Origin of the sequence: Pseudomonas mandelii, assembly GCF_002251635.1 — a bacterium.
Classification (GTDB): domain Bacteria; phylum Pseudomonadota; class Gammaproteobacteria; order Pseudomonadales; family Pseudomonadaceae; genus Aquipseudomonas; species Aquipseudomonas mandelii_B.
In genome coordinates this window covers 1-26,393 of record NZ_NMOJ01000149.1, presented here as the reverse complement: position 1 = coordinate 26,393, position 26,393 = coordinate 1, and the positions used below count along the sequence as shown (strand labels likewise).

General features: G+C 59.0%; 24 protein-coding genes. 12 read left to right on the top strand and 12 right to left on the bottom strand.

Annotated features, from left to right (window positions below; translation table 11 throughout):
* Window positions 1–69: 69 nt before the first annotated feature.
* The 4 genes from mdtD to yccS all read left to right on the top strand — a co-directional run bounded on the left by mdtD (window position 70) and on the right by yccS (window position 6,641).
* Complete coding sequence (gene mdtD / locus B7L09_RS19635) at window positions 70–1,497, top strand: multidrug transporter subunit MdtD (protein WP_094470250.1); 1,428 nt, start codon at window positions 70–72, stop codon at window positions 1,495–1,497.
* Window positions 1,498–1,653: 156 nt separating this feature from the next.
* Window positions 1,654–2,991, top strand: a complete 1,338-nt coding sequence (gene dbpA / locus B7L09_RS19630) for an ATP-dependent RNA helicase DbpA (RefSeq protein WP_255142236.1) — start codon at window positions 1,654–1,656, stop codon at window positions 2,989–2,991.
* Window positions 2,992–3,111: 120 nt separating this feature from the next.
* Window positions 3,112–4,290 (top strand): BaiN/RdsA family NAD(P)/FAD-dependent oxidoreductase, encoded by a 1,179-nt coding sequence (locus tag B7L09_RS19625; protein WP_094470248.1) that lies wholly within the window; start codon window positions 3,112–3,114, stop codon window positions 4,288–4,290.
* A gap of 167 nt (window positions 4,291–4,457) precedes the next feature.
* A complete protein-coding gene (gene yccS, locus B7L09_RS19620) occupies window positions 4,458–6,641 on the top strand; it encodes a YccS family putative transporter (RefSeq protein WP_094470247.1) in 2,184 nt (727 codons plus the stop codon).
* Between the two features lie 111 nt (window positions 6,642–6,752).
* Here yccS and B7L09_RS19615 read toward each other — a convergent pair whose 3' ends face one another.
* Window positions 6,753–7,490 carry a substrate-binding periplasmic protein gene (locus B7L09_RS19615; protein ID WP_094470246.1) on the bottom strand — a complete coding sequence of 246 codons (738 nt, stop codon included), beginning with the start codon at window positions 7,488–7,490 and terminating at the stop codon, window positions 6,753–6,755.
* A gap of 257 nt (window positions 7,491–7,747) precedes the next feature.
* Here B7L09_RS19615 and B7L09_RS19610 point away from each other — a divergent pair, with 257 nt between their 5' ends.
* Window positions 7,748–8,200 (top strand): GNAT family N-acetyltransferase, encoded by a 453-nt coding sequence (locus tag B7L09_RS19610; RefSeq protein WP_094470245.1) that lies wholly within the window; start codon window positions 7,748–7,750, stop codon window positions 8,198–8,200.
* A gap of 91 nt (window positions 8,201–8,291) precedes the next feature.
* On the opposite strand, the gene B7L09_RS19605 is transcribed toward B7L09_RS19610, so the two are convergent.
* The 3 genes from B7L09_RS19605 to B7L09_RS19595 are packed head-to-tail and all read right to left on the bottom strand — an operon-like array spanning window position 8,292 to window position 11,263.
* On the bottom strand, window positions 8,292–8,588 hold the full coding sequence (locus B7L09_RS19605) for a winged helix-turn-helix domain-containing protein (protein ID WP_094470244.1): 297 nt from the start codon (window positions 8,586–8,588) through the stop codon (window positions 8,292–8,294).
* Window positions 8,589–8,601: 13 nt separating this feature from the next.
* Window positions 8,602–9,093, bottom strand: coding sequence for a M48 metallopeptidase family protein (locus B7L09_RS19600; RefSeq protein ID WP_094470251.1), 492 nt, complete (start codon window positions 9,091–9,093; stop codon window positions 8,602–8,604).
* Window positions 9,094–9,139: 46 nt separating this feature from the next.
* Entirely contained in the window at window positions 9,140–11,263 is a 2,124-nt protein-coding gene (locus B7L09_RS19595) for a putative bifunctional diguanylate cyclase/phosphodiesterase (protein ID WP_094470243.1), read from the bottom strand.
* A 323-nt stretch (window positions 11,264–11,586) separates the two neighbouring features.
* Between B7L09_RS19595 and B7L09_RS19590 the strand changes: the two genes are divergently transcribed.
* Both B7L09_RS19590 and B7L09_RS19585 read left to right on the top strand, forming a co-directional pair.
* A complete protein-coding gene (locus tag B7L09_RS19590; protein ID WP_094470242.1) occupies window positions 11,587–12,255 on the top strand; it encodes a polysaccharide lyase family 7 protein in 669 nt (222 codons plus the stop codon).
* Between the two features lie 467 nt (window positions 12,256–12,722).
* Entirely contained in the window at window positions 12,723–12,977 is a 255-nt protein-coding gene (locus B7L09_RS19585) for a fructose-bisphosphate aldolase (RefSeq protein WP_255142235.1), read from the top strand.
* 128 nt (window positions 12,978–13,105) lie between these two features.
* Here B7L09_RS19585 and B7L09_RS19580 read toward each other — a convergent pair whose 3' ends face one another.
* On the bottom strand, window positions 13,106–13,330 hold the full coding sequence (locus tag B7L09_RS19580) for a hypothetical protein (protein WP_094470240.1): 225 nt from the start codon (window positions 13,328–13,330) through the stop codon (window positions 13,106–13,108).
* A gap of 315 nt (window positions 13,331–13,645) precedes the next feature.
* Between B7L09_RS19580 and B7L09_RS19575 the strand changes: the two genes are divergently transcribed.
* Window positions 13,646–14,368 carry a transposase gene (locus tag B7L09_RS19575; RefSeq protein ID WP_010466946.1) on the top strand — a complete coding sequence of 241 codons (723 nt, stop codon included), beginning with the start codon at window positions 13,646–13,648 and terminating at the stop codon, window positions 14,366–14,368.
* A 95-nt stretch (window positions 14,369–14,463) separates the two neighbouring features.
* Here B7L09_RS19575 and B7L09_RS19570 read toward each other — a convergent pair whose 3' ends face one another.
* The 7 genes from B7L09_RS19570 to tkt form a co-directional block, all read right to left on the bottom strand.
* On the bottom strand, window positions 14,464–14,790 hold the full coding sequence (locus B7L09_RS19570) for a hypothetical protein (protein ID WP_010466945.1): 327 nt from the start codon (window positions 14,788–14,790) through the stop codon (window positions 14,464–14,466).
* Window positions 14,791–15,122: 332 nt separating this feature from the next.
* The gene (gene fba, locus B7L09_RS19565) at window positions 15,123–16,187 is read right to left on the bottom strand and encodes a class II fructose-bisphosphate aldolase (RefSeq protein ID WP_094470239.1); all 1,065 of its coding nucleotides are present in this window, start codon (window positions 16,185–16,187) and stop codon (window positions 15,123–15,125) included.
* A 249-nt stretch (window positions 16,188–16,436) separates the two neighbouring features.
* Entirely contained in the window at window positions 16,437–16,769 is a 333-nt protein-coding gene (locus tag B7L09_RS19560) for an MliC family protein (RefSeq protein ID WP_094470238.1), read from the bottom strand.
* Window positions 16,770–16,825: 56 nt separating this feature from the next.
* Window positions 16,826–17,047, bottom strand: coding sequence for a hypothetical protein (locus tag B7L09_RS19555; RefSeq protein ID WP_010466937.1), 222 nt, complete (start codon window positions 17,045–17,047; stop codon window positions 16,826–16,828).
* 34 nt (window positions 17,048–17,081) lie between these two features.
* Complete coding sequence (locus tag B7L09_RS19550; protein ID WP_094470237.1) at window positions 17,082–18,245, bottom strand: phosphoglycerate kinase; 1,164 nt, start codon at window positions 18,243–18,245, stop codon at window positions 17,082–17,084.
* Between the two features lie 17 nt (window positions 18,246–18,262).
* On the bottom strand, window positions 18,263–19,327 hold the full coding sequence (epd, locus tag B7L09_RS19545; RefSeq protein WP_094470236.1) for an erythrose-4-phosphate dehydrogenase: 1,065 nt from the start codon (window positions 19,325–19,327) through the stop codon (window positions 18,263–18,265).
* 157 nt (window positions 19,328–19,484) lie between these two features.
* The gene (gene tkt, locus B7L09_RS19540) at window positions 19,485–21,482 is read right to left on the bottom strand and encodes a transketolase (RefSeq protein ID WP_094470235.1); all 1,998 of its coding nucleotides are present in this window, start codon (window positions 21,480–21,482) and stop codon (window positions 19,485–19,487) included.
* Between the two features lie 273 nt (window positions 21,483–21,755).
* Here tkt and B7L09_RS19535 point away from each other — a divergent pair, with 273 nt between their 5' ends.
* The 4 genes from B7L09_RS19535 to B7L09_RS19520 all read left to right on the top strand — a co-directional run bounded on the left by B7L09_RS19535 (window position 21,756) and on the right by B7L09_RS19520 (window position 26,363).
* Window positions 21,756–22,751, top strand: coding sequence for an ArsR/SmtB family transcription factor (locus tag B7L09_RS19535; RefSeq protein ID WP_094470234.1), 996 nt, complete (start codon window positions 21,756–21,758; stop codon window positions 22,749–22,751).
* A 19-nt stretch (window positions 22,752–22,770) separates the two neighbouring features.
* Window positions 22,771–23,961 carry a methionine adenosyltransferase gene (gene metK / locus B7L09_RS19530; RefSeq protein ID WP_094470233.1) on the top strand — a complete coding sequence of 397 codons (1,191 nt, stop codon included), beginning with the start codon at window positions 22,771–22,773 and terminating at the stop codon, window positions 23,959–23,961.
* A 236-nt stretch (window positions 23,962–24,197) separates the two neighbouring features.
* The gene (gene ligB, locus B7L09_RS19525; protein WP_094470232.1) at window positions 24,198–25,871 is read left to right on the top strand and encodes an NAD-dependent DNA ligase LigB; all 1,674 of its coding nucleotides are present in this window, start codon (window positions 24,198–24,200) and stop codon (window positions 25,869–25,871) included.
* A 96-nt stretch (window positions 25,872–25,967) separates the two neighbouring features.
* The gene (locus B7L09_RS19520) at window positions 25,968–26,363 is read left to right on the top strand and encodes a DUF1090 domain-containing protein (protein WP_094470231.1); all 396 of its coding nucleotides are present in this window, start codon (window positions 25,968–25,970) and stop codon (window positions 26,361–26,363) included.
* The last annotated feature ends 30 nt before the right edge of the window (window positions 26,364–26,393 follow it).

The following is a 26,393-nucleotide window of genomic DNA, read 5'->3' as shown; positions in this document are numbered from 1 at the left end:
GAGCGTCCCGGGCTGCATTCCCACGCGGAGCGNCCTCGGACTCCCTGACTCATACTGACAAGAGGTCCCATGCCCAACCGCCCGCCTCTCGACGCTGTCACCGCCCGCTGGGTGCCGTGGGTCGTCGCCATCGCTTTCTTCATGCAGTCCCTCGACGGGACCATTCTCAACACAGCCCTGCCGGCCATGGCCCGGGACCTCGCAGAAAACCCGCTGCGCATGCAAGGGGTGGTGATCGCCTACATGCTCACCGTCGCCTTGCTAATCCCGGCCTCGGGCTGGATCGCCGACCGCTTTGGCACCAAGAAAATCTTCTTCGGCGCGATCATGCTGTTCAGCCTTGGCTCATTGCTCTGTGCTCTGTCGAGCACCCTGAGCATGCTGATCGGCGCCCGGGTGATTCAGGGCCTGGGCGGGGCATTGATGCTGCCGGTCGGGCGCCTCGTGGTGCTACGCGCTTACCCGCGCTCCGAGCTGGTGCGGATCATGGGCTTCATTACCATCCCCGGCCTGCTCGGCCCGTTGCTTGGCCCGACCATGGGCGGCTGGATGGTGCAATACCTGACCTGGCACTGGATTTTTTTGATCAACCTGCCGGTGGGTATGATCGGCTGTTACGCCGTGTGGAAACTGATCCCCGACCTGCGCGGCAGTGAGCGCACGCGTTTCGACAGCATGGGGTTTGTGCTGTTTGGCGCGGCGATGGTGCTGATCACCATCGCCATGGAAGGCCTGGGCGAACTGCACCTGCCGCATCTGCGCGTGATGTTGCTGCTGTTCGGCGGGCTGGCATGCCTCGCGGCTTACTGGCTGCGCGCAGGCCATATCGATAACCCGCTGTTTTCGCCAGTGCTGTTCAAGACCCGGACTTTTGCAGTGGGCATNCTCGGCAACCTGTTCGCCCGCCTGGGCAGCGGCGCTCTGCCGTTCCTCGTGCCGCTGCTGCTGCAAGTGGCGCTGGGTTATTCGCCGTCCCAGGCCGGGATGAGCATGTTGCCGCTGGCGGCGGCAGCGATGGTTGCCAAGTCGGTGGCGCGACCGTTGATCGAACGCTTGGGCTATCGCATCGTGCTCACCGGCAACACTTTGGCGCTGGGGTTGATGCTGGCGAGCATGGGGCTGGTCAGCGAACAAACGCCGTACTGGTTGCTGTTGGTGATGCTATCGATTCTGGGGGCGATCAACTCCTTGCAGTTCACCGCGATGAANACCGTCACCCTGATCGACCTCGACGATGAANACGCCAGCAGCGGCAACAGCCTGCTGTCGGTGGTNGCGCAATTGTCTCTGAGCCTCGGCGTNGCCTGCGCCGGCGCCTTGCTCGGCGGTTTTACCGCAGAGATCGGCAACGATGGCGTGGACACGGTGCTGGGTGCGTTCCAGCTGACATTTGTGACGGTCGGAATCATGGCGATGCTGGCCGCGACGATCTTCTCCCAGCTCTCAAAGGAAGACGGACGGCGCGTCAAGCGTCCGGAAGAACACATAGAGCCTTAGGGCGAATGGCCACGGGACTGATACACTGCGCGACATTTTNTAGAGCNTGCGAGANAATCCCCGCGGGNCTGCTACACTGCGCAACATTTTGTTTTGCAGGCCAGTCCCGTGACTACCATCGCCACCGCTTTTAATACTTTGCCGCTCTCCGCCGCCATGCTGGCTAACCTCGACTCGCTGGGTTATGTCGAGATGACGCAGATCCAGGCGCAAAGCTTGCCGGTGATCCTCAAAGGGCTGGACCTGATCGCCCAGGCCAAGACCGGCAGCGGCAAGACCGCCGCCTTCGGTATCGGCTTGTTGAACCCGATCAATCCGCGCTACTTCGGCTGCCAGGCGCTGGTGATGTGCCCGACGCGTGAGCTGGCCGACCAGGTTGCCAAGGAAATCCGCCGTCTGGCCCGCGCCGAAGACAACATCAAGGTGCTGACTCTGTGCGGCGGCGTGTCCCTCGGCCCGCAGATCGCTTCCCTGGAGCACGGCGCCCACGTCATCGTCGGCACCCCGGGCCGCATCCAGCAGCACCTGCGCAAAGGTTCGCTGGTACTGGACGGTTTGAACACGCTGATCCTCGACGAAGCCGACCGCATGCTCGACATGGGTTTCTACGACGCCATCGAAGACATCATCAGCAAGACCCCGGCACGCCGCCAGACCCTGCTGTTCTCGGCCACCTACCCGACGGGCATCAAGCAGTTGGCGGCGAAATTCATGCGTAACCCGCAGATCGTGAAAGCCGAAGCGTTCCACGACGATACNCAGATTGAGCAGCGTTTCTACGAGATCTCGCCGGAAGAGCGCATGGACGCCGTGACCAAGGTACTCGCGCATTTCCGCCCGGCGTCGTGCGTAGCGTTCTGCTTCACCAAGCAGCAAGTGCAGGAAACCGTGGATCACCTGACGGCCAAGGGCATTTCCGCCGTCGGCCTGCATGGCGACCTGGAACAGCGTGACCGTGACCAGGTGCTGGCGATGTTCGCCAACCGCAGCACCTCGGTGCTGGTGGCAACCGACGTGGCCGCCCGTGGTCTGGACATTGACTCGCTGGACATGGTGATCAACGTCGAGCTGGCCCGCGATTCGGAAATCCACATCCACCGCGTAGGCCGTACTGGCCGTGCCGGTGAGACGGGGATTGCGATCAGCCTGGTGGCGCCGTCCGAAGCGCACCGCGCCCAGGCCATCGAGCAGTTGCAGAAATCGCCGTTGAGCTGGGATCAGCTGGACAACCTCAAATCCCAGGGCGGCGCACCGCTGCTGCCGGTGATGAGCACGCTGGTCATCGGCGCGGGCCGTAAAGACAAAGTGCGTCCGGGTGACATTCTGGGTGCGTTGACAGGCGATGCCGGCATCCCGGGTGCCCAGGTCGGCAAGATCGCGATCTTTGACTTCCAGGCCTTCGTGGCCGTGGAGCGCGGGATCGCCAAGCAGGCGTTGCAGCGTTTGAATGACGGCAAGATCAAAGGCCGTTCGTTGCGCGTTCGTATCTTGTAAGAGATCGTCTGCCCGACAGAGATCAAACTGTGGGAGGGNGCTTGACAGTCCGCCATCGCGAGCAAGCTCGCTCCCACATTGGTTTCCCGGTGAATTTAATATTTGTATGAGGACACCGTTTTGCGCTCTACCGAAGTCGTGATCATTGGCGCNGGCGCCGCAGGCTTGATGTGTGCGCTGACCGCTGCCGGGCGTGGGCGCAAAGTGATGTTGATCGACCACGCGAACAAGGCCGGCAAGAAGATCCTGATGTCCGGCGGTGGCCGCTGCAATTTCACCAATATGTACACCGAGCCTGCCAACTTCCTCTCGCACAACGCGCACTTCTGCAAGTCGGCCCTGGCCCGCTATACCCAGTGGGACTTCATCGGCATGGTCGCCAAGCATGGCGTGCCGTACCACGAGAAGAAGCTCGGCCAGTTGTTCTGCGATAACAAATCCAGCGACATCCTTGAGATGTTGCTCACTGAATGCGATCAGGTCGGCGTCAGCCTGCACCTGGACACCTCGATCCAGACCATCGAGAAGCTCGAAAGCGGTTACTTGCTGGACACCACGCTCGGTCAACTGACCTGTGAATCCCTGGTGATCGCCACGGGTGGTCTGTCGATTCCGACCCTGGGCGCTACCGGTTTCGGTTATCAAGTGGCCAAGCAGTTCGGTCACGACCTGCTACCGACCCGCGCCGGATTGGTGCCGTTCACCATCACCGACCAGCTCAAGGAGTTGTGTGGCGAGTTGTCGGGCACCTCTGTGGATTGCCTGGTCAGCTGCAATGACCAGAGCTTTCGCGAGAATATTCTGTTCACTCACCGTGGCCTCAGCGGCCCGGCGATTTTGCAGATTTCCTCGTACTGGGAATCCGGCGACACGGTGGAAATCAACCTGNTGCCGGACCACGACGTGCCAAGCTGGCTACAACAGCAGCAAGCCGAACGCCCGAACAGCGAGTTGAAAACCCTGCTCGGTGAAATCTTCACCAAGAAAATGGCCAACCTGCTGGCGGAAACCTGGTTCGTGTCCAAACCGATGAAGCAGTACACCCACGCTGAAGTGGCCGACATCGCGCAAAAACTCTCGAGCTGGCAACTGGTGCCGGCCGGCACCGAGGGCTATCGCACCGCCGAGGTGACACTGGGCGGTGTGGATACGCGTGAAGTGTCGTCCAAGACCATGGAATCGCTGAAAAGCCCGGGGTTGTACTTCATCGGCGAAGTGCTGGATGTGACCGGTCACCTGGGCGGGTTCAACTTCCAGTGGGCGTGGGCCTCGGGCTACGCCGCAGCGCANTACGTCTGATACACCGCGTCATCGTTCTTCGCCAGCAAGCCGGCTNNNGAAGGCGTCCTGGCAGACGACACGGAACTTAAGGAACAGATTTTGCTGTCAGATGTGATCGGCGCCATTGCGTCGGCGTCATTACTGGCTCAATTTAGCGGCATTGCCTCGGAAGGCCTTCGCACTTCATGTCATCGACCTCATTTCGTCAGTCTCTGCGCCGTCTCTGGGCGCTGGATAAATTCAGCTACAGCGTGCGGGTGTTCATCGCCCTGACCGGCAGCATGGCCNTNTGNTGGTATCAGGATGAAATGACCCTGCTGATCCCGCTGTTCCTGGGGATTATCGCCAGCGCCCTGGCCGAGACCGATGACAGCTGGCAAGGCCGCCTCAATGCCCTGGCGGTAACGCTGGTGTGTTTCAGCATCGCTGCGCTGTCGGTGGAGCTGCTGTTCCCTTATCCCTGGATTTTCGCCATCGCCCTGGCCCTGGCCAGTTTCTGCCTGACCATGCTCGGCGCCCTCGGCGAACGCTATGGTGCAATTGCTTCCGCTACGTTGATTCTGTCGGTGTACACCATGATCGGCGTGGACCAGCGCGGGGGGGCCGTCACCGATTTCTGGCATGAGCCGCTGCTGCTGGTGGCCGGTGCCGCGTGGTACGGCGTGCTGTCGGTGCTGTGGCAGGCGCTGTTCTCCAACCAACCGGTGCAGCAGAGCCTGGCGCGATTGTTCCGTGAACTGGGTTATTACCTGAAACTCAAAGCGTCGCTGTTCGAGCCGATCCGCCAGATGGACGTGGAAGCGCGTCGACTGGAACTGGCGCAGCAAAACGGCCGTGTCGTTGCGGCGCTGAATGCGGCGAAGGAAATCATCCTGCACCGCGTGGGCAATGGTCGACCGGGCTCGAAGGTCAGCCGCTACCTCAAGCTGTACTTCCTCGCTCAGGACATCCACGAGCGCGCCAGCTCGTCGCACTACCCTTACAACGCGCTGGCCGAGGCGTTCTTCCACAGCGATGTGCTGTTCCGCTGCCAGCGCCTGCTGCGCCAGCAAGCCAAGGCCTGCCAGGCCCTGGGCGAGTCGATCCAGCTGCGCCAGCCGTTCATCTATGACGCCAGCTTCGCCGAAGCGCTGAGCGACCTGCACGCCTCCATCGAACACCTGCGCATCCAGAGCAACCCCGCGTGGCGCGGCTTGCTGCGCTCGTTGCGTGCCTTGGCGGCCAACTTGTCCACGCTCGACCGCCTGCTCGGCGACGCCAGCAACCCCGACTCCCTCGCGGATGCCACCGACAGCAACCTGCTGGACCGCGCCCCGCGCAACCTGAAGGAAATGTGGACGCGCCTGCGCACGCAGCTGACGCCGACGTCACTGCTGTTCCGCCATGCCTTGCGCCTCGCCCTGGCGCTGACCATCGGTTACGGCACCTTGCATGCCATTCACGCCTCCCAGGGCTACTGGATCATCCTCACCACCCTGTTCGTCTGCCAGCCCAACTACGGCGCCACCCGGCGCAAGCTCGGCCAACGGATCATCGGCACTGCCATCGGTTTGACCGTGGCCTGGGCGCTGTTCGACCTGTTCCCAAGCCCGCTGGTGCAATCGCTGTTCGCCATTGCCGCAGGCCTGGTGTTCTTTATCAACCGCACCACCCGCTACACCCTGGCTACGGCGGCGATCACGCTGATGGTGTTGTTCTGCTTCAACCAGGTGGGCGATGGCTACGGGCTGTTCCTGCCACGGCTGTTCGATACCTTGCTCGGCAGCCTGATCGCCGGCCTGGCGGTCTTCCTGTTCCTGCCGGACTGGCAAGGTCGCCGCTTGAACAAGGTGCTGGCCAACACCCTGACCTGCAACAGCATCTACCTGCGCCAGATCATGCAGCAATACGCGGCGGGCAAGAGCGACGACCTGGCTTATCGGCTGGCGCGGCGTAACGCCCACAACGCGGANGCGGCATTGTCGACGACGCTGGCCAACATGCTCATGGAGCCGGGGCATTTCCGTAAGGAAGCGGATGTCGGGTTNCGCTTCCTGGTGCTCTCGCACACCTTGCTCAGCTACCTGTCGGGGCTGGGTGCGCACCGTGAAACCCAGTTACCGCCGGATGTTCGCGAGCATTTGATCGACGGCGCGGGCGTGAGCCTGGCGGCCAGCATCGACGAGATCGCCCAAGGGTTGGCGAGCAAACAGCCGATTGCAATTCAGAGCGATGCCGAGGAAGCCTTGGCGGCGGAACTGGAACAGATGCCGGATGAGATCGATGAAGGGCAACGGTTGGTGCAGACACAATTGGCATTGATATGCCGGCAGTTGGGGCCGTTGCGGACGTTGGCGGCGCATCTCATCAAGGACACCAGCGAAGCTTGAGGTTTGTCGTGACTGGACGGGCCCTATCACACATCTTCGGCTCTACATCCCATGCTGCTTCANNCTTGAGGTTTGTCGTGACTGGACGGGCCCTATCACACATCTTCGGCTCTACATCCCATGCTGCTTCATCAACCGCTCATAACTGCCATCAGCCTTCATCTCGGCAATCTCGCGATCGAAACCGGCGACGATCTGTTCATGCTGCGGATTTTTCAGGCTGACCAATATGTGCAAGCTGTTCTCGCTCAACGCCTTGGGCAAGAACTCCACGGCATTGCGCACTTTGGATGATTCCCGAGCCAGGTAATAACGGGCGACGTATTCGTCTTCCAGCGTCAACTTGACCCGGTCCGCCGCGACCATGCGCACGGCCATGGCGAAGTTATGCACCGGGACTTTCTGCAACGACACATCGTCGTCGAATTCTGATGAATAGGCATAACCGCGCACCACTGCAATCGGGTAAGTGTGCAATTGCTGCAAGTTGTTGTATTCGATGGGCGCGTCTTTGCGCTTGAGAAAGCGCACACGGTTGAGCAGATACTCGCCCGAGAACTGGCCCAGCTTGGTGCGATCATCGGTGTACCAGGCATTGACCAGCACGTCGTAACGGCCCTCGCCGACGCCGAGCAACGCTCGCGCCCAGGGCACCTGCTCGAAATCACTGGCGTAACCGGCCCGTGCCAGCGCAGTGCTGACGATGTCGGTGGCCAAGCCACCGTTGACCAGCGTGGCGTCTGTAAACGGCGGCCAGGCGTCGGCGACCAGACGCAGCTTTTCTGCTGCCGCGCTCTGTGTCAGCAACAGCAGCACGATCAAAGCAAACGCTCGATGCAATCGCGGCATGCCAGAAAATCCTTAGCGGGCGGGCTGCCCGGCGTGTTTTTCAGCCAAAACTCCAAGACACATGTATCAGCACCCAGGTACTCAACATTAGCTCATTGGAGCCACTGCACTGCGCTCAATCGCAGATTACACAAAGAAGACAGCGCCGCGCGAAATGAATGATGGCATTTTGGCCTTTGTCACAGATTTCTCCGCCATAAAGACATCTATCGCCAGGACGCCTAGTATCCGAAGGACGTTGCTCAAGGAAAGTGAAGATGACAATCGATTGGGTCTGCAAACACCACAGCGATCTGGGGAAAGAGCAGCTGTACGCCATTCTCCAGTTACGCGCGGAAGTGTTCGTCGTTGAACAGAAATGCGTCTATCAGGATGTCGATGGCCAGGATCTGGAAGGTGACACCTGCCATTTGATGGCGTGGGACGAGGATCGGCTGGTGGCCTATCTGCGCTTGCTCGACCCGGAAACACAGGGCGGCGACGTGGTGATCGGGCGGGTGATTATTGCGCCTGGCGCCCGTGGCACCGGGCTGGGCCACGAGTTGATGGCCCAGGCGTTGAAGCAGGCCGGGAAACGCTGGCCTGAGGTGCCGATCTATCTCTCGGCCCAGGCGCACTTGCAGGGGTATTACGGACGGTACGGGTTTGTGGTGTCGGGTGAGGAGTTTCTGGAGGATGACATTCCGCATATCGGGATGCGTCGTCCTTAAGGGCTTCTTCGCGGGCAAGTCGAATCGTCGCACCGCGGCGGTGCGACGATTCGACTTGCCCGCGATAGCGTCAGCGGCAACACTGAAAATCTCAGGGATACTCGAGCACCGCTTTAATCTGCCGCAAATTGCGCTCGATCCACCCCCGATCAATCGCCCCCCACTCGCGAATCCGATAGCGCCCCGCATGATTGCGCGCGCCCTCTTCCTGTTCGAACTCGCAAATGATGTCCAGGTCCGCCAACGCGGCAATCGTGTCCTGCGCCGTGCGCCGGGGCATGCCGGTCACTTCGGTCAACGCCGGGACNCTGCTGGCCAACCCGCTGTCGATCAGGTACGCCACGTACAACCGGCGATAGAAGCTGCTCTTGGTCTTGCTTACATCCATTCAAACACTCCCTTTACTGCATATCCCGCCACGTCAGGTACACCCGCAGGTCAAATTCCACCTGGTGATACCCCGGCAACATGTGTTCGCAGAGTTTGTAGAACGCCTTGTTGTGGTCCGATTCCTTGAAGTGCGCCAGCTCATGCACCACGATCATTTTCAGAAACTCGGAGGGCGCTTCCTTGAACAACGAGGCCACCCGGATTTCCTTCTTGGACTTGAGCTTGCCGCCCTGCACCCGCGAGATTGTCGTGTGCAGGCCAAAAGCGCGGTGGGTCAGGTCCAGGCGGTTGTCGAACAGCACTTTGTCGATGGCCGGCGCGTTACGCAGGTATTCCTGCTTGAGGTCCAGCGCAAAGGTGTACAGCGCCTTGTCGCTCTGCACCGCGTGTTTTTCCGGGTAGCGCTGGCTCAGGTAGTCGCCCAGCCGACCTTCGGCGATCAGCTGGCGCACCTGGTCCTGCAACGCAGCGGGATAGGCCTGGAGGTATTTCAACGCGGTCATCAGGGTCGGCAACACGAATCACGAAAAGGTCGCCAGTGTAGCGAATTCAGCGGGTCAGCGCGCTCCAGTCAAACGGCGCCACAAAGTCGCCGGCATCCTCGGCCATCATCGGTCGCCCCACCAGAAAACCTTGCACGTACTGGCAGCCGTTGGCTTGCAGCCATTCATATTGCGCAACGGTTTCCACCCCTTCGGCAATCACCAGCATCCCGTATTGCTTGCACAGGTCGATCACATTGCGCACCAGTGCCGCATCTCGTTCGGACGCCGGCAATCGGGCGATCAAATGCCGATCAAACTTAAGCGTGTCCAGCTCCAGGTCGCGCAGATGCGCCAGCGAGCAAGGTCCGGAGCCGAAGTCATCCAGCGCCACCCGCACCCCGAGATTGCGCAGCAAGCGCAGGGTCTTGCGGGTTTCTTCGGGGTTTTGCATCAACGCTTCTTCCGTCACTTCGACTTCCAGATAACGCGGCTGCAAGCCATGACGCTCAAGCACCTGGCGCAACTCAGTGACCAGGTTGGGCATGCCGAACTGGGTGCTGCTCAAACTGACGCCCAGCACCAGATCTTCGGCAAACAAGGTTTCCCAGGCTTTGCGCTGCTCGGCCCCGCGATGGTAAATCCAGCTGCCCAGACGACTGATCAGCCGCGCCTCTTCCAGCAATGGCAAAAACAGCCCCGGCGGCACGTCGCCGACGCTCGGGTGCTGCCAGCGCAGCAGCGCTTCGAAACCACGAATCTGCCCGCTGTCTATCGCCACCTGCGGCTGATACACGAGGTTGAAATCACGGTTCTCAATGGCGGCGCGAACGCTTTCTTCGAGCATCAGCCGCGAGCGCGCCCGGCCATTCATGTCGTGGTCGTAGAAACGGTATTGCTGACGGCCGGCTCGTTTGGCTTCGTACATGGCAATGTCCGACGCACGCAGCAAGCCGTCGAGGTTCGAACCGCAATCCGGGTACGTGGCGATGCCGATGCTGGCGCCCAAGGCGATATCCAGACCATCAATCTGCTGACAGATCGACACCCGTTCAATGAGCTTCTCGGCGATCTTCGCCGCTTGCTCCGGGAACTCCAGATCCAGCAGCGCCGTGAACTCATCGCCACCCATGCGCGCCAGAATGTCGAAGGGGCGCAGACAGGCTTTCAATTGCTCGGACACCCAACGCAGCACCCGGTCGCCGGCATCGTGGCCGAGGGAATCGTTGACGCGCTTGAAGCCGTCGAGGTCCAGGTACAGCAGCACCCAGGCGCTGTCGGACCGTTCACCGCGCAACAGCAGATTCTCCACCGTCTGGTAAAAGCCGCGACGATTGAGCAGCCCGGTCAGCGGATCCGTCACCGCTTGGAATTCCAGTTGCTGATGCAGATGGCGCACCACCGACATATCCAGCACCGTCACCACCATCGCATGTTGTTCGCTGGGCAATGGCGCACAAGACAGCGCCACCGGCACTTGCTGGCCGGGCGCCGTTCGCAGCAGCGCGTCGTGCAGGCGCAGGGTTTCGCCGCGCTTGTAGCCGGTGTAAAAGTCAGAGTCTGCCCAGACCGGGATGTGCGGCTTTTGCAGGAAATCCAGAAATTCCCGGCCTTGCAGGTCTTGCACTGTGGCATTGAGCAACCGCGACATCGCCGGGTTGGCAAAGCGGATCAGACNGGCCTCGCCCACCACCAGGATGCCCTCGGCGGCGTTGTCCAGCACCGAGGCATTAAAGGCCCGCGCGGATTCCAGGTCATGGCTCAGGCGCTGCAAGGCTCGGCGATTGCGCTGATGCTCGAGCAACGCCTGAACTTTTGGCTTGAGAATCTGCGGGTCGAACGGCTTGAACAGGTAATCCACCGCACCACTGGCATAGCCCTTGATCACGGCGTCCTGGGATTGTTCGTTGGCGGTCAGGAAAATAATCGGTGTGAGGCGGGTTCGCTGACTGCCGCGCATCAGGCGCGCCACTTCAAAACCATCCATGCCGGGCATCTGCACATCCAGCAGCACCAGGTCGACATCGTGCTCGAGTAAAAGACTGAGGGCTTCAAAACCGGAATTCGCGGTAATGACCTGCCAATCCTGGCGCTGGAGCAACGCGCGCATGCTGATCAGGTTTTCAGGGTAATCATCGACGATTAAAAGGATCGAGCTGCCTTCAGCTGGCGTGTGTTGCGCGCATTCCATGCTGCTTCTCTTATTCGGGGCGTCAGGCCGGTTTCTCGTGAAAACCGGACAAATACTGAGCCTTCACTCTAGACCGGGATCCGCAAAAGCAGAAGCTGTCAGTGCGCCATCATTTAACCATCACGTACATTTGCCGACTAACGGTCGCTTCTACAGCCCCCTGAAACCGGGAAAGATGGCCTTTTAACAGGATTTTGACGCCATCCATCTGTCATTTACGCATTAACAAATTGAACTTCTGCGCTTATAAGGATTGCCCCCAAGGCGCGTGCCAGAGCTTCTGGCACGGGCGTGCAGCAAAAAAATCGTGGAAGCTTTTGACTATGATCGATCTCGCAACCTGGAACCTGAGTGTTCCCGTTGGCAATCCGCCGTACACCGTTGACACCCCCAAACTGGTGAAAGGCTTCAAGGATCAATACTTCCATTCCGACACCGGCACATTGTTTTTCTGGTCCCCGGTCACCGGTTCCAAAACTGAAAACGCAAAATACCCACGCACCGAACTGCGCGAAACCTACAGCAACGGCACCCTGAAAAACTGGCTCTACCCGGACGCCGACAACTCACTGCGTGCCACCCTCGCGGTCAACCAGGTACCGAGCTCAGGCAAAATCGTCATCGGCCAGATCCACGCCTATGAAAGCCAGAAACCCTTGGTGAAGCTCGAGTATCAGTACAAGACCAGCACGCAGTCCGGAAACATCGTCGCCAAGGTGCGAATGCGCCCGGATGACGGTGAAGGGCGGGTCATCACCATCGCCACCGGGGTGAAACTTGACCGGGAGTTTTCCTACCTCATCCACCTGAGCCCGGGCGGCGCGCTGGGCATCAGTGCGGCGGGTTACCAGTGGGACACCGACATCAGCAAGACCTGGCGCGACAAGCCGCTGTACTTCAAGGCCGGGGTCTATGTGCAAGATCACACCGGGTACACCAGCGAAGGCGGGAAAGTGACGTTCAGCAAGCTGGATATTGATCACGACAAGTAAAAACACCTCTGCCTCTGTAGCCGCTGTCGAGCAACGCGAGGCTGCGTCCGAGGACGAAGTCCTCGCAATCTCTTGACGACAGCTGCTACAGCGTCCGAAAAAAGTGTAGGACGCCTCCGACTGTGGCGAGGGAGCTTGCTCCCGCTGGGCTACGAAGCAGCCCCAAATCCTGCCACCTGATTCCCCCAGACACACCACCCCCCCGATTTACGGCGCCTGCGTCGCCGAACAGGAGCGAGTGCCCTTGCCACAATGACCGCATACACGTCCTACAGCCCGGTTGCGACTGCCAAAATTGCTGCCTAAAGTTGGCCTGTCGCTGACCATTGTTGGCGATAGGGTTTCGCAGCCCTGACGATACGTGTAGTAACCTAGCGCCTCGAAAGAAGGGGCGCGTAAACGCTCGCCCTCTTTTTTATGGTGGCTGTGTGTGGGAGACCTTCGGGTCTGCCGGGTTCCTCGTATCCCTGGTCTGCGAACCCGCACATAGCTACCACCTAATTGACAGCGACGCCCCGCTACGCGAGCTCCACAACTGCGTCAGCGAACGCCTCAATGCCGTTCTCAAATACCTGAACCTCATGGCCTGTACCAGCCTGCCGGACTATGCCGAGAACGACATCAACACCGTCACCAACGTTGCCCGAATCATGGTTCAGGACATTGCCGATGTATTTGGGGTGATTGAACAGCGCGGGTTTGATACACCTAAAGCTAAGTAGCCGATATTCAGGTAATAAAAACCCGCATTTATGCGGGTTTTTATGGAACGAAGGTGGAACAAGGGCCGTAGATATATTTATATCAGATTGAGACCGGTTAATGGGCACTCCCTTTTATTTCCTTTTTTTCACAATCGAACCACTAACTGCAGTGTTCCTACTAAGATCTCTTTATCATGATCAGTGCCAACCAACGTCAACTTCAGCTTATTATCTTCAGACGAAACAAAAAGACCTGACACTATGGTGCCATCATCCAGAGTCACATCAATCCGCTCCCCGCCATTCAGCGAACTCAATCGAGCCGGAATAGAAAGTTGAGTATTACTCCCGCCAAATTTACTATTTTCCATGACCCTGCTCTCCTTCAATAATAGTAAAAAGAAACCGACCAGCCTTATGCTCAAAGAAAGGGGACAGATTTATTTAACACTTCCCTTCCTTTTCTCTCGGTTACGCATTAAACAATAGGCGGCAGCCCGCATTAAATCACCTGTAATAAATGACAGTTTTTTATACGTTTTTGCGATAACGGAGTTCACTAAAAAGCAAGCGACAACTCGAATAAAATAACGCAGGGGTCGATTAGCAAACAAAGGGGACAGATTTATTTAATCGATTATCTGCTGCTATGCTTCACCCATCACTACAAGGACGTAGGAGGCTATATGCCCAGAATGGGACGAGTTGTTTTACCCAATTATCCGCATCATGTCGTGCAACGAGGCCACAATAGGCAGGTAGTGTTTGCCGAGCCGGGCGACTTCCAACGCTATCTCGACGACCTCCGAGAGCTCAAAACGCTATATGACGTTAAAGTCTATGCCTTCTGTTTAATGACCAATCATGTCCACTTACTCCTCGCACCAAGAGACTCCGCCGCGAGTCTCGGGCAATTGATGAAAGGCCTGGCAGGCCGCATGACGCGCTATCGCAACAAGCTGGAAGGACGCTCCGGAACCTTGTGGGAGAGCCGATACAAATCCAGCGTGGTTCAGACCGACACCTATTTGCTGGCTTGTAGTCGATACATCGAGCTAAATCCGGTGCGAGCGCAAATGGTACAGCGTGCACAGGATTACCCTTGGTCGAGTCTGCACCTTCGCCTCAACGAAGCAGCCGGAAATCATTGGCTTGATGAAGATCTTTGCTTTACCGAACTGGGCAACACTCACGCCGAGCGCCTTGCCCGCTATACCTCATTTATGGAACAAACGATTCCTTCCACAGAGTTGCAGTTGATCAGAGGCGCCCTTCAGCGCGGACAGCTGACGGGCAATCCCCGATTCACAGATGAGATTGAAAAAATCACCGGTTTGCGAATCTCACATCGAGTGCAAGGCAGACCTGCAAAACGACTCGAACAGAAGAACGCCGGGGACGATTATTAAATAAATCTGTCCCCTTTAAGTTAAAGAAAACGACTTTCAGAGAGCAAACAAAGGGACGGTCAAATAGATCCGCCCCCTTTTTTTCAGATCTTCATTTATGCTGTCTTTCCAAGACTTGCACTAAACACCGTGGCACCGCCGCCAAAATACGAAACAGTACCTTGCAGCAGTGAATAAGTTTTATCAGGCGACATTAATTTCATCTCATAACTCGGAGAGTCGTCACGAGATGCCAATACCAGATTAATAACAACCTTTGTATTGGGCTGACTCATATAATAAAAATTACCCCTTACATCATAGACCTTCCCCGCATACTCATATGTTCCGCCATTTATAATATCGCGACTAGCATCTGAGTCTGTGATCTTCAGAATAGCTTTGCTGTCACCATCTCCGCCTTCATATGCTCCATTCAACATTATATTAATCTCCATAATTGCAAATCAACAGAGCTAGCGAAATGAGTTCATTCACATCGCTTGCCCCTTGGATACGGCATATGAACGATATGTCAAAATAACTTGCGGATCACCTGTAACAAATTACAGTTATTTATACAATTTCGAAATAACAAAAAGCGCGAAACACATGCTATTAGTTGCCTCAGAAAACTACGGCCATTCACACTGGCTAGCTACTGTGAGAAGTCACAGTCCGCTAGGTCAATTCGAAATAATAGCCCGCGCTTGCCATTATATTTAAGCCACAAAAAAACCCGCATCACTGCGGGCTTCTTTTAAACGCTAAAGGCTTAGTTCACCTTGGCGTTCAACTCACCTTTCAAATACCGCTGGTACATCGCTTCCAACGAGATCGGCTTGATCTTCGAAGCATTGCCTGCAGTGCCGAACGCTTCGTAGCGAGCGATACACACATCACGCATCGCGGTTACGGTGGCGCCGAAGAATTTGCGTGGGTCGAATTCGCTCGGATTGGTCGCCATCAACCGACGCATCGCACCGGTCGAAGCCAGACGCAAGTCAGTATCAATGTTGACCTTACGCACGCCGTNCTTGATGCCTTCAACGATNTCTTCAACCGGTACGCCGTAGGTTTCTTTGATGTCGCCGCCGTACTGGTTGATGATCGCCAGCCACTCTTGCGGTACCGAGGAAGAACCGTGCATCACCAGGTGGGTGTTAGGGATGCGTTTGTGGATTTCCTTGATGCGGTCGATGGCCAACACGTCGCCGGTAGGTGGCTTGGTGAATTTGTAAGCGCCGTGGCTGGTACCGATGGCGATGGCCAGGGCGTCCACTTGGGTCTTCTTGACGAAGTCGGCCGCTTCTTCCGGGTCGGTCAGCATTTGGCTGTGGTCCAGCACGCCTTCGGCGCCGATGCCGTCTTCTTCGCCGGCCATACCGGTTTCCAGGGAACCCAGGCAGCCCAGCTCGCCTTCAACCGACACGCCGCAGGCGTGAGCCATGGCCACGGTTTGTTGGGTGACGCGTACGTTGTACTCGTAGTCGGTTGGGGTCTTGCCGTCTTCGCCCAGGGAGCCGTCCATCATCACCGAGCTGAAGCCCAGTTGGATGGAGCGCTGGCACACGTCAGGGCTGGTGCCGTGGTCCTGGTGCATGCACACCGGGATGTGTGGGAATTCTTCGATCGCCGCGAGGATCAGGTGGCGCAGGAACGGGGCGCCGGCGTATTTGCGGGCACCGGCCGAAGCCTGGACGATCACTGGGGAGTCGGTCTTGTCAGCGGCTTCCATGATGGCGCGCATCTGCTCAAGGTTGTTGACGTTAAAGGCTGGGACGCCGTAGCCGAACTCGGCTGCGTGGTCCAGCATTTGACGCATGCTGATAAGTGCCATTGTGTTGTCTCTCCCGATCGAGGGTCGTTAATCGTGCAAGCCTGCCGGAGCGGCGGCGGCTATTCAAGTTATTGCAGATCGGGGGTTGGCCCGGGCTGCGAATTCGGTGGTGCAAAATCTTCAATACTGCACAGAACCCTGTGGGAGCGGGCTTGCTCGCGAATGCGGATGCACATACAACATTAATGCAAGCTGACCCACCGCTTTCGCGAGCAAGCCCGCTCCCACATTAGGTCCGTGGTGTTTCAATTACTGCGCTTTACAACCGCGGCCAATCAAATCATTGGTGGCGACCCAGTACACCAGGCCTTCCTCACCTTTTACGTGAAACGCCAACATGTCGTTGCTGTACAGCGAACCTTCGGCGCCCGGTTCAAGCTTCAAGCGGTAGACCTGATCGGCCCCGCCGAGGCGCACGTCGACTTGCTTGCGGCTGTCGTCGGTGTAGCGCCAGAGCACTTTGGCCTGGCTGTCGCAGGTCCAGGTGGTCCAGTTGTCCGTCGATTCGGCAGGCTTGAACAGGTTGAAATTCGAGCAACCGGCCAGCAATGCCAACGCCGTAACGGCGATAAAACCTTTCATCCATGTTCCTCGACTGACGGCGCACGCCGCCAGCCCTGAGTAAAGAGTCTGACCCGTCAAGGGCAACCATGTTCCTTGGCCGGGGTCTGGGTCTCGTATTTCTCCAGGCCATCAGGCCCGGACCGCTTGTTGATCACCGGGTTGGTTTCCGCTTGCCAGTCGGCCTGGTAGCAGCCTTTTTCCACCGACTGCGGCGCAGGTTCCGGCTTGGCTTTCGGGTTACTCCCGCAAGCCACCAGCATACCCGCGGCGATCAACAGCGCTAATGGCTTGACCATGAGAACACTCCTTTGCGTGGCCAAATGAATGACCTCAGCCTTTGGCCCGGCTTTCCAGGACTTCAACGGCAGGCAAAACCTTGCCTTCCACGAACTCNAGGAATGCGCCGCCACCGGTAGAAATGTAGGAGATCTGGTCAGCAACGCCATATTTATCGATCGCTGCCAGGGTGTCACCGCCACCGGCGATGGAGAATGCCGAGCTTTCAGCAATAGCCTGGGCCAGGACTTTGGTGCCGTTACCGAATTGATCGAACTCGAACACGCCCACCGGGCCGTTCCACAAAATGGTCTTGGACGACTTCAGCAGTTCAGCGAAGTTGGCCGCGGTTTGCGGGCCGATGTCCAGGATCATGTCGTCGGCAGCCACGTCTGCGATGAGTTTGACGGTGGCTTCGGCGCTTTCAGCGAATTCCTTGGCAACCACCACGTCGACCGGCAGCGGCACGCTGACCTTGGCGGCGATGGCGCGAGCGGTGTCGAGCAGGTCTGGCTCGTACAGGGACTTGCCCACCGGGTGCCCGGCTGCCGCCAGGAAGGTGTTGGCAATGCCGCCGCCAACGATCAACTGGTTGCAGATCTGGCTCAGGCTGTTGAGCACGTCCAGTTTGGTCGAGACCTTGGAACCGGCAACGATGGCAGCCATCGGCTGGGCCGGGGCGCCAAGGGCTTTGCCCAGTGCGTCCAGCTCAGCGGCCAGCAGCGGGCCGGCTGCGGCGACTTTGGCGAACTTGGCCACGCCGTGGGTCGAGCCTTCAGCGCGGTGAGCGGTGCCGAAGGCGTCCATCACAAACACGTCGCACAGGGCCGCGTATTGCTGGGCCAGCTCGTCGCTGTTCTTTTTCTCGCCTTTGTTAAAGCGCACGTTCTCGAACAGCACGATGTCGCCAGGCTTGACGTCAACGCCACCCAGGTAGTCAGCCACCAGTGGCACGTCGCGGCCCAGGGCCTTGCTCAGGTAGTCGGCTACAGGCTTGAGGCTGTTTTCAGCGGAGAACTCACCTTCGGTCGGGCGACCCAGGTGGGAGCAGACCATCACGGCCGCGCCTTTTTCCAGGGCCAGCTTGATGGTCGGCAGCGAGGCCAGGATTCGCGCATCGCTGGTGACAACACCGTCCTTGACTGGGACGTTGAGGTCTTCGCGAATCAGTACGCGCTTACCTTGCAGATCGAGGTCGGTCATCTTCAACACGGTCATGGGTCGCATTTCCTGAGTTACGGTTTCTGAGAAACAGAGAGTGGAGAAGCTGTTTGCAGATAGTGTTCTGCAACGTCCAGCATTCGGTTGGCAAACCCCCATTCGTTGTCGAACCAGGCCAGGATGTTCACCAACCTGGGGCCGGAAACACGGGTCTGGCTGGCATCGACAATCGCCGAATGCGGGTCATGGTTGAAATCACAACTGGCGTGCGGCAACTCGGTGTAGGCCAGAAGCCCCTTGAGCGGGCCGCTGGTGGCGGCCTCGCGCAGAATCCGATTGACTTCGGTGGCATCGGTGTCGCTCACGGTCTGCATCGTAATGTCGAGGCAAGACACGTTAACCGTCGGCACCCGCACGGCTTTGGCCTGAATTCGCCCGGCAAGTTCCGGCAGCAGGCGTTCGATACCACGAGCCAGGCCGGTGGACACCGGAATCACCGACTGGAACGCCGAGCGCGTACGGCGCAGGTCTTCGTGGTGATAGGCGTCGATCACCGGCTGGTCATTCATGGCCGAGTGGATGGTGGTGATAGACACGTAATCCAGGCCAATTGCCTGATCCAGCAGGCGCAACAGCGGCACACTGCAGTTGGTGGTGCAGGAGGCGTTGGACACCAGCAGCTCATCGCCGGTCAGGCAATCCTGGTTGATGCCGTAGACGATGGTGGCGTCGACATCCGCCTCGCTGGCCATCGGCTGGGAAAACAGCACACGCGGTGCACCGGCGTCGAGAAAACGCTGGCCATCGGCACGGGTGTGGTAAGCACCGGAGCATTCCAACACCAGGTCGACGCCCAGGGACGCCCAATCGATCCCTTCGGGGGTGGCACTGCGCAGGACTTTCACGCAGTCACCATTAATATGCAGACAATCGCCCTCTACTCGCACTTCGCCGGGAAACCGGCCGTGAGTGGAGTCAAAGCGTGTCAGGTATTCGATGCTGGCCATGTCGGCCAAATCGTTGATCGCAACAATTTCAAACCCGGCCGCCGCCCCTCGCTCGAACAGAGCACGCAAGACGCAACGACCAATGCGGCCGTAGCCGTTGAGTGCAACTTTGTAGCGACGCGGTTGAGGCATGGGGTTCTCGATTACCTTGGGTAATAGGGTGGCTGTTAGATCGCTTTCGCGAGCAAGCCCGCTCCCACACTTGAATGGGTTCCCACAAGGACTGCATCAATCCTGTGGGAGCGAGCCTGCTCGCGATGGCGTCAGCTCAGACGACACATTTTCTGGATCAGTCTTCCAGCAGCTCTTCAGCCTGACCCAGGATGTTTTCCAGGGTAAAACCGAACTCTTCGAACAACGCTGGCGCCGGCGCCGACTCACCGTAGGTGGTCATGCCGATCACGCGGCCTTCCAGGCCCACGTACTTGTACCAGTAGTCGGCGTGAGCCGCTTCGATGGCGATACGCGCGCTGACTTGCAACGGCAATACCGATTGCTTGTAGTCCGCGTCCTGGGCTTCGAACAGGCTGGTGCAGGGCATCGACACAACACGCACCTTGCGGCCTTGCTCGGTCAGCTTGTCGTAGGCCTGAACGGTCAGGCCGACTTCGGAACCGGTGGAGATCAGGATCAGCTCCGGCTCGCCAGCGCAGTCCTTGAGCACGTAGCCGCCACGGCTGATGTCGGCGATCTGCGCGTCGGTACGCACTTGGTGCTGCAGGTTCTGACGCGAGAAGATCAGCGCCGAAGGGCCGTCCTTACGCTCGATGGCNGCNTTCCAGGCCACGGCGGATTCGACCGCGTCGGCTGGGCGCCAGCAATCCAGGTTTGGCGTGGTACGCAGGCTGGTCAGTTGCTCAACCGGCTGGTGCGTCGGGCCATCTTCGCCCAGGCCGATGGAGTCGTGGGTGTACACATGGATCACCCGCTTCTTCATCAGCGCGGCCATACGCACGGCGTTGCGCGCGTATTCCATGAACATCAGGAAGGTCGCGCCGTAAGGCACCAGGCCGCCGTGCAGGGACACACCGTTCATGATGGCGCTCATGCCGAACTCGCGCACGCCGTAGTACATGTAGTTGCCGCTGGCGTCTTCTGCCGAAACACCTTTGCAACCTTTCCACAGGGTCAGGTTGGAACCGGCCAGGTCAGCCGAACCGCCGAGGATCTCAGGCAGCAGCGGGCCGAAGGCATTCAGGGTGTTCTGGCTGGCTTTACGGCTGGCGATGGTCTCGCCCTTGGCCGCGACTTCGGCGATGTAGGCCGAGGCTTTTTCCGAGAAGTCTTCCGGCAGATCGCCGCCCAGGCGACGGACCAGTTCGTTGGCCAGCTCAGGGAAAGCTGCGGAGTAGGCAGCGAAACGCTGATCCCACTCGGCTTCGGCCGCNAGGCCTTTTTCCTTGGCGCTCCACTCGGCGTAGATGTCGGCCGGGATTTCGAACGGGCCGTGGTTCCACTTCAGCGCTTCGCGGGTCAGGGCGATTTCCGCGTCACCCAGTGGGGCGCCGTGGCAGTCTTCTTTACCTTGCTTGTTCGGCGAGCCGAAACCGATGGTGGTCTTGCAGCAGATCAGGGTCGGCTGCTCGCTTTTGCGCGCGGTGTCGATGGCGGTCTTGATTTCTTCCGGATCGTGGCCGTCAACATTGCGGATCACTTGCCAGTTGTAGGCTTCGAAACGCTTCGGGGTGTCATCGGTGAACCAGCCTTCGACTTCGCCGTCGATGGAGATGCCGTTGTCATCGTAGAAGGCAATCAGCTTGCCCAGGCCCAGGGTACCGGCCAGGGAAGCGACTTCGTGGGAAATGCCTTCCATCATGCAGCCATCACCGAGGAACACATAGGTGTGGTGGTCGACGATGTTGTGGCCCGGGCGGTTGAACTGCGCGCCCAGCACTTTTTCAGCCAGGGCGAAACCAACCGCATTGGCCAGGCCTTGGCCCAGGGGACCGGTGGTGGTCTCGACGCCTGGGGTGTAGCCGAATTCCGGGTGGCCCGGGGTGCGGCTGTGCAGCTGGCGGAAGCTCTTGATGTCATCAATGGTGACGTCGTAGCCGGTCAGGTGCAGCAGCGAATAAATCAGCATCGAGCCGTGGCCGTTGGACAGCACGAAGCGGTCACGGTCGGCGAACGACGGGTTGCTCGGGTTGTGTTTCAGGTAGTCACGCCAAAGTACCTCGGCGATATCCGCCATGCCCATCGGGGCACCGGGATGGCCGCTGTTGGCTTTTTGCACGGCATCCATGCTGAGGGCACGAATGGCGTTGGCACGCTCACGACGGCTGGGCATCGCTGATCTCCTGNGGNTTNTGAATNGAGANTGAATAAAACGAATCGGAAAAAAGGCGAGCATTTTCCCTCACCGGGCCGCCTCGGGGCAATGACAGATAGTCATCTGGAGGCGTTTTTCCAATTGTTAACAGCGGTTTCGACTGATGAAACCTTTCTGCAGTTCGTTTGTTGACTGAACCTAACGTCTGGAAGTGCCATCTATCGACCAATATCAAAACTTTTTGATATTGCCCTTGCGGTGATTTCTGAGCGTCACTAGACTGCTGGCCTTATGAATTTACGTGTGCCTTCCATTCGACATGACGATTGCGATGAGCTGGCGGCCCTGTGCAAGGCCGGCGGCGATCCTCTGCGGCTGAATGTATTGCGCGCGCTGGCCAACGATTCGTTTGGCGTACTGGAACTGGCGCAAATCTTTGCCATTGGCCAGTCCGGCATGAGCCACCACCTCAAGGTACTGGCCCAGGCCGAGCTGGTAGCCACCCGCCGTGAAGGTAACGCGATTTTCTACCGTCGCGCCCTGCCTCACACCGACCTGCTGGGCGGCAAGCTGCACGCCGCCTTGCTCGAAGAAGTGGACAACCTGACGTTGCCGGCCGATGTGCAGGCGCGGATCGGCCAGGTCCACGGACAACGGGCCGCCGCCAGCCAGGACTTTTTCTCTCGGGTTGCCGAAAAGTTTCGCGCCCAGCAGGACCTCATCGCCGGTTTGCCGCAATACCGCGAAAGCGTACTGGCGCTGTTGGACAAGCTGAGCTTCAGTCATGAGGCGACGGCGCTGGAAGTCGGACCTGGCGACGGCGGTTTCCTGCCGGAACTGGCGCGCCGCTTTCAGCAGGTGACGGCGCTGGACAACAGCCCGGCGATGCTCGAACTGGCGCGTCAGGTCTGCGAACGTGAAACGCTGGCTAACGTCAGCCTGCAACTGGCCGATGCATTGAATGGCGTCAGCCTTCAGGCCGATTGCGTTGTACTGAACATGGTGCTGCACCATTTCGCCGCGCCGGCCGAAGCGCTCAAGCACATGGCCGACTTGCTGCAACCGGGCGGTAGCCTGCTCGTGACAGAGTTATGTAGCCACAACCAGAGTTGGGCCAGGGAGGCCTGCGGTGATCTCTGGTTGGGTTTTGAACAGGACGATCTGGCCCGTTGGGCCACCGCTGCGGGACTCGTTCCCGGGGAAAGCCTCTATGTAGGTTTACGTAATGGTTTCCAGATCCAGGTCCGCCATTTTCAGCGGCCGGCTGGCGACACTCACCATCGGTAAATATCAGGAAATCATCGAGATGAGCGAATACTCCCTTTTCACCTCCGAGTCCGTGTCTGAAGGGCATCCGGACAAAATCGCCGACCAGATTTCTGACGCGGTGCTGGACGCCATCATTGCTGAAGACAAGTTCGCCCGCGTAGCGTGCGAAACCCTGGTTAAAACCGGCGTGGCAATTATCGCAGGTGAAGTCACCACGTCGGCCTGGGTCGACCTGGAAGAAATCGTGCGTAACGTCATTCTGGACATCGGCTACAACAGCTCCGATGTCGGCTTCGATGGCGCGACCTGTGGCGTGATGAACATCATCGGCAAGCAGTCCCCCGACATCAACCAGGGTGTGGACCGCGCCAAGCCTGAAGATCAGGGCGCCGGCGACCAGGGCCTGATGTTCGGCTACGCCAGCAACGAAACCGACGTGCTGATGCCGGCACCGATCACCTTCTCGCACCAACTGGTGCAGCGCCAGGCCGAAGCGCGTAAATCCGGCGTGCTGCCATGGCTGCGCCCGGACGCCAAGTCCCAGGTGACCTGCCGTTACGAAGGCGGCAAAGTCGTGGGCATCGACGCCGTTGTACTGTCGACCCAACACAACCCGGATGTGTCCTACGCCGACCTGCGCGAAGGCGTGATGGAGCTGATCGTCAAGCACGTGCTGCCTGCCGAGCTGCTGACCAAGGACACCCAGTTCCACATCAACCCGACCGGCCAGTTCATCATCGGTGGCCCGGTGGGCGACTGCGGCCTGACCGGCCGCAAGATCATCGTCGACAGCTACGGCGGCATGGCCCGTCACGGCGGTGGCGCGTTCTCGGGTAAAGACCCCTCCAAGGTTGACCGTTCCGCCGCCTACGCCGGTCGTTACGTGGCCAAGAACATCGTTGCGGCCGGCCTGGCCGAGCGTTGCGAAATTCAGGTTTCCTACGCTATCGGTGTGGCTCAGCCTACGTCGATCTCGCTGAATACCTTCGGCACCGGCAAAATCAGCGATGAAAAGATCGTCAAGCTGGTGCGTGAGATCTTCGACCTGCGCCCTTACGCGATCACCACCATGCTCGACCTGCTGCACCCGATGTACCAGGAAACCGCAGCCTACGGCCACTTCGGTCGTACCCCTGCGCAGAAGACTGTCGGCGACGACACCTTCACCACGTTCACCTGGGAAAAAACCGACCGCGCCAACGACCTGCGTACCGCTGCAGGCCTGTAAGACTTTCCTGGCGGTACCCAAAACCCCGCACGGTTCGCCGTGCGGGGTTTTTTATTGCGCGCCATTCGAGTGAAACGAGGCTGCGTTCTTTTGTCTCGAAACACACCGAAAAACATCCTCGAANNNGAAACGAGGCTGCGTTCTTTTGTCTCGAAACACACCGAAAAACATCCTCGAAGCCGCCACTCGAAAGCTGGCTAACCTTCAAGCATTCCCCCTGAGCAAGGACGCTCACGATGCTGCTGCGCCTGTTTTCCGCTTTGTTCCTGACCCTGCTTTGCCTGAGCTCAAACGCTGCCGACTGCCCCGACTGGTCGCCCGCCCGCGCCTTGGACGAAATCACCGCCCTGCAAAAACAAATCGATTTCTGGGACGACAACTATCACCGCCACGGACGCTCGCTGGTCGCCGATGAAATTTATGATCAATCCCGCGCGCGATTGAACGAATGGCGTGAGTGTTTTGATTTGAGTCTGGCGCCCGACCCCTTGCGCACGGCGGGCGGCAAGATGGCCCACCCCATCGCCCACACGGGCCTGGAAAAACTCCGTGATGGCAGAGCAGTCGAGCGTTGGCTACGCGAGCGCGATGACATCTGGATACAACCCAAAGTCGACGGCGTGGCCGTGACGCTGATCTATCGCAACGGCTCACTGCATCAAGCGATCAGTCGAGGTGACGGCTTGAACGGCCAGGACTGGACCGCCTCGGCCCGACTGATCGAGGCCATCCCCCGGCAACTGCCGCAACCCTTGGATTTGCTGGTGCAAGGCGAACTCTATTGGCACCTGACCGACCATGTGCAAGCCAAGGCAGGCAGCCTAAACGCCCGCTCCACGGTGGCCGGGTTGATGGCGCGCAAGGAGCTGAACGCCGAACAGGCAAGGGGTATCGGTTTGTTTGTCTGGGATTGGCCGCAAGGTCCGGCAAGCCTGCCGGCCCGGGTGGCCGCTCTCGATGAAATGGGTTTTCCGGGCACTGCGCCTTACAGTCAGCCGATCAAGGTATTCGCCGACGCTGAACGATGGCGCGATCACTGGTATCGCACGCCCTTGCCCTTCGCCAGTGATGGCGTCGTTTTGCGTCAGAGCCAGCGACCACCGGCCGAACGCTGGCAGGCGCACCCCTCCTTCTGGAGCGTTGCCTGGAAGTATCCGTTCGCCCAGGCACTGGCCGAAGTGCGCAAGGTCCACTTCAAGATTGGTCGGACGGGGCGGATTACACCGGTGCTGGACCTCACGCCGGTGAAGCTTGATGACCGTCAGATCAAACGCGTGAGCGTCAGCTCCCTTAGGCGCTGGGAAGAGCTGGATGTCCGCCCCGGGGATCAGGTGTCCATCAGCCTGGCCGGACTGACCATTCCAAGGCTCGATGGCGTCGTGCTGCGCAGTACCGAACGCACTGAATTGAACGTGCCATCGGCAGCAGACTTTCATCATTTGAGTTGCTGGCAACCGACATCAGGCTGCGAGAGCCAATTCCTTGCACGCCTGACCTGGCTCAGCGGCAAGCAAGGACTGGCTTTGCCCCATCTCGGCCCTGGCACCTGGGAGAAACTTTTCGAAACAGGCCGCCTCAACAGCCTGCTGGATTGGTTGACCCTCGATGCTCAAGAGCTTGCTAACATTGATGGCTTCGGCGAACACAGCGCGGCTCGCCTTTTAAACAGTTTCAACAGCGCCCGGCAACGTCCGTTCGCTCGCTGGCTCAAAGCCTTGGGGTTGCCGCCGACCGGCCAGGCACGGCTTGCCGATTCATGGCAGGAACTGGCGAATAGAAACACCGAACAATGGCAGGCAGAAGCAGGTATCGGCCCGGGACGCGCGGCGCAATTGAGCGCCTTTTTCCGCGACCCACACGTCCTGGCACTGAGTCAAACATTACGTATGGCCGGGATTGACGGCTTTTAAACGCCGAGCCCCTGGCAGCCCGGGAACCCAAAGGTGCCGACGGGCTCAAACGCCCATCGCCACATCGACCCGATTGTCTTTGCACATGGAGCTTTTATGAAATTTCTTTCACCGCTCGCCTTACTGACCCTTTGCAGCGTGATGGCCGCTCCCCTGATGGCCGCCGAAGAAGCCCCGGAACTGACCGGCTGCGCCGCCAAGAAACAGGGGATCATCAATCAGATCGAGCTGGCCAAATCCCACGGCAACGCCGAACAGCAGGCCGGTCTGGAAAAAGCCCTGAGCGAAGTCACCGCCCACTGCACCGACGCGTCCTTGAGGAAAGAGCGCGAGAACAAGGTGCTCGACGCCAAACATGAAGTCAGCCGCCGTCAGGCCGACCTCGACAAGGCAATGAAAAAGGGCGATGCGGACAAGATCAACAAACGCAAAGACAAGCTCGCCCAGTCCCGCAAGGAATTGCAGGACGCGCTCGACGAGCTGGATAAGTAACACCCCACTGAATCAGGGGCTTGCCCAGTC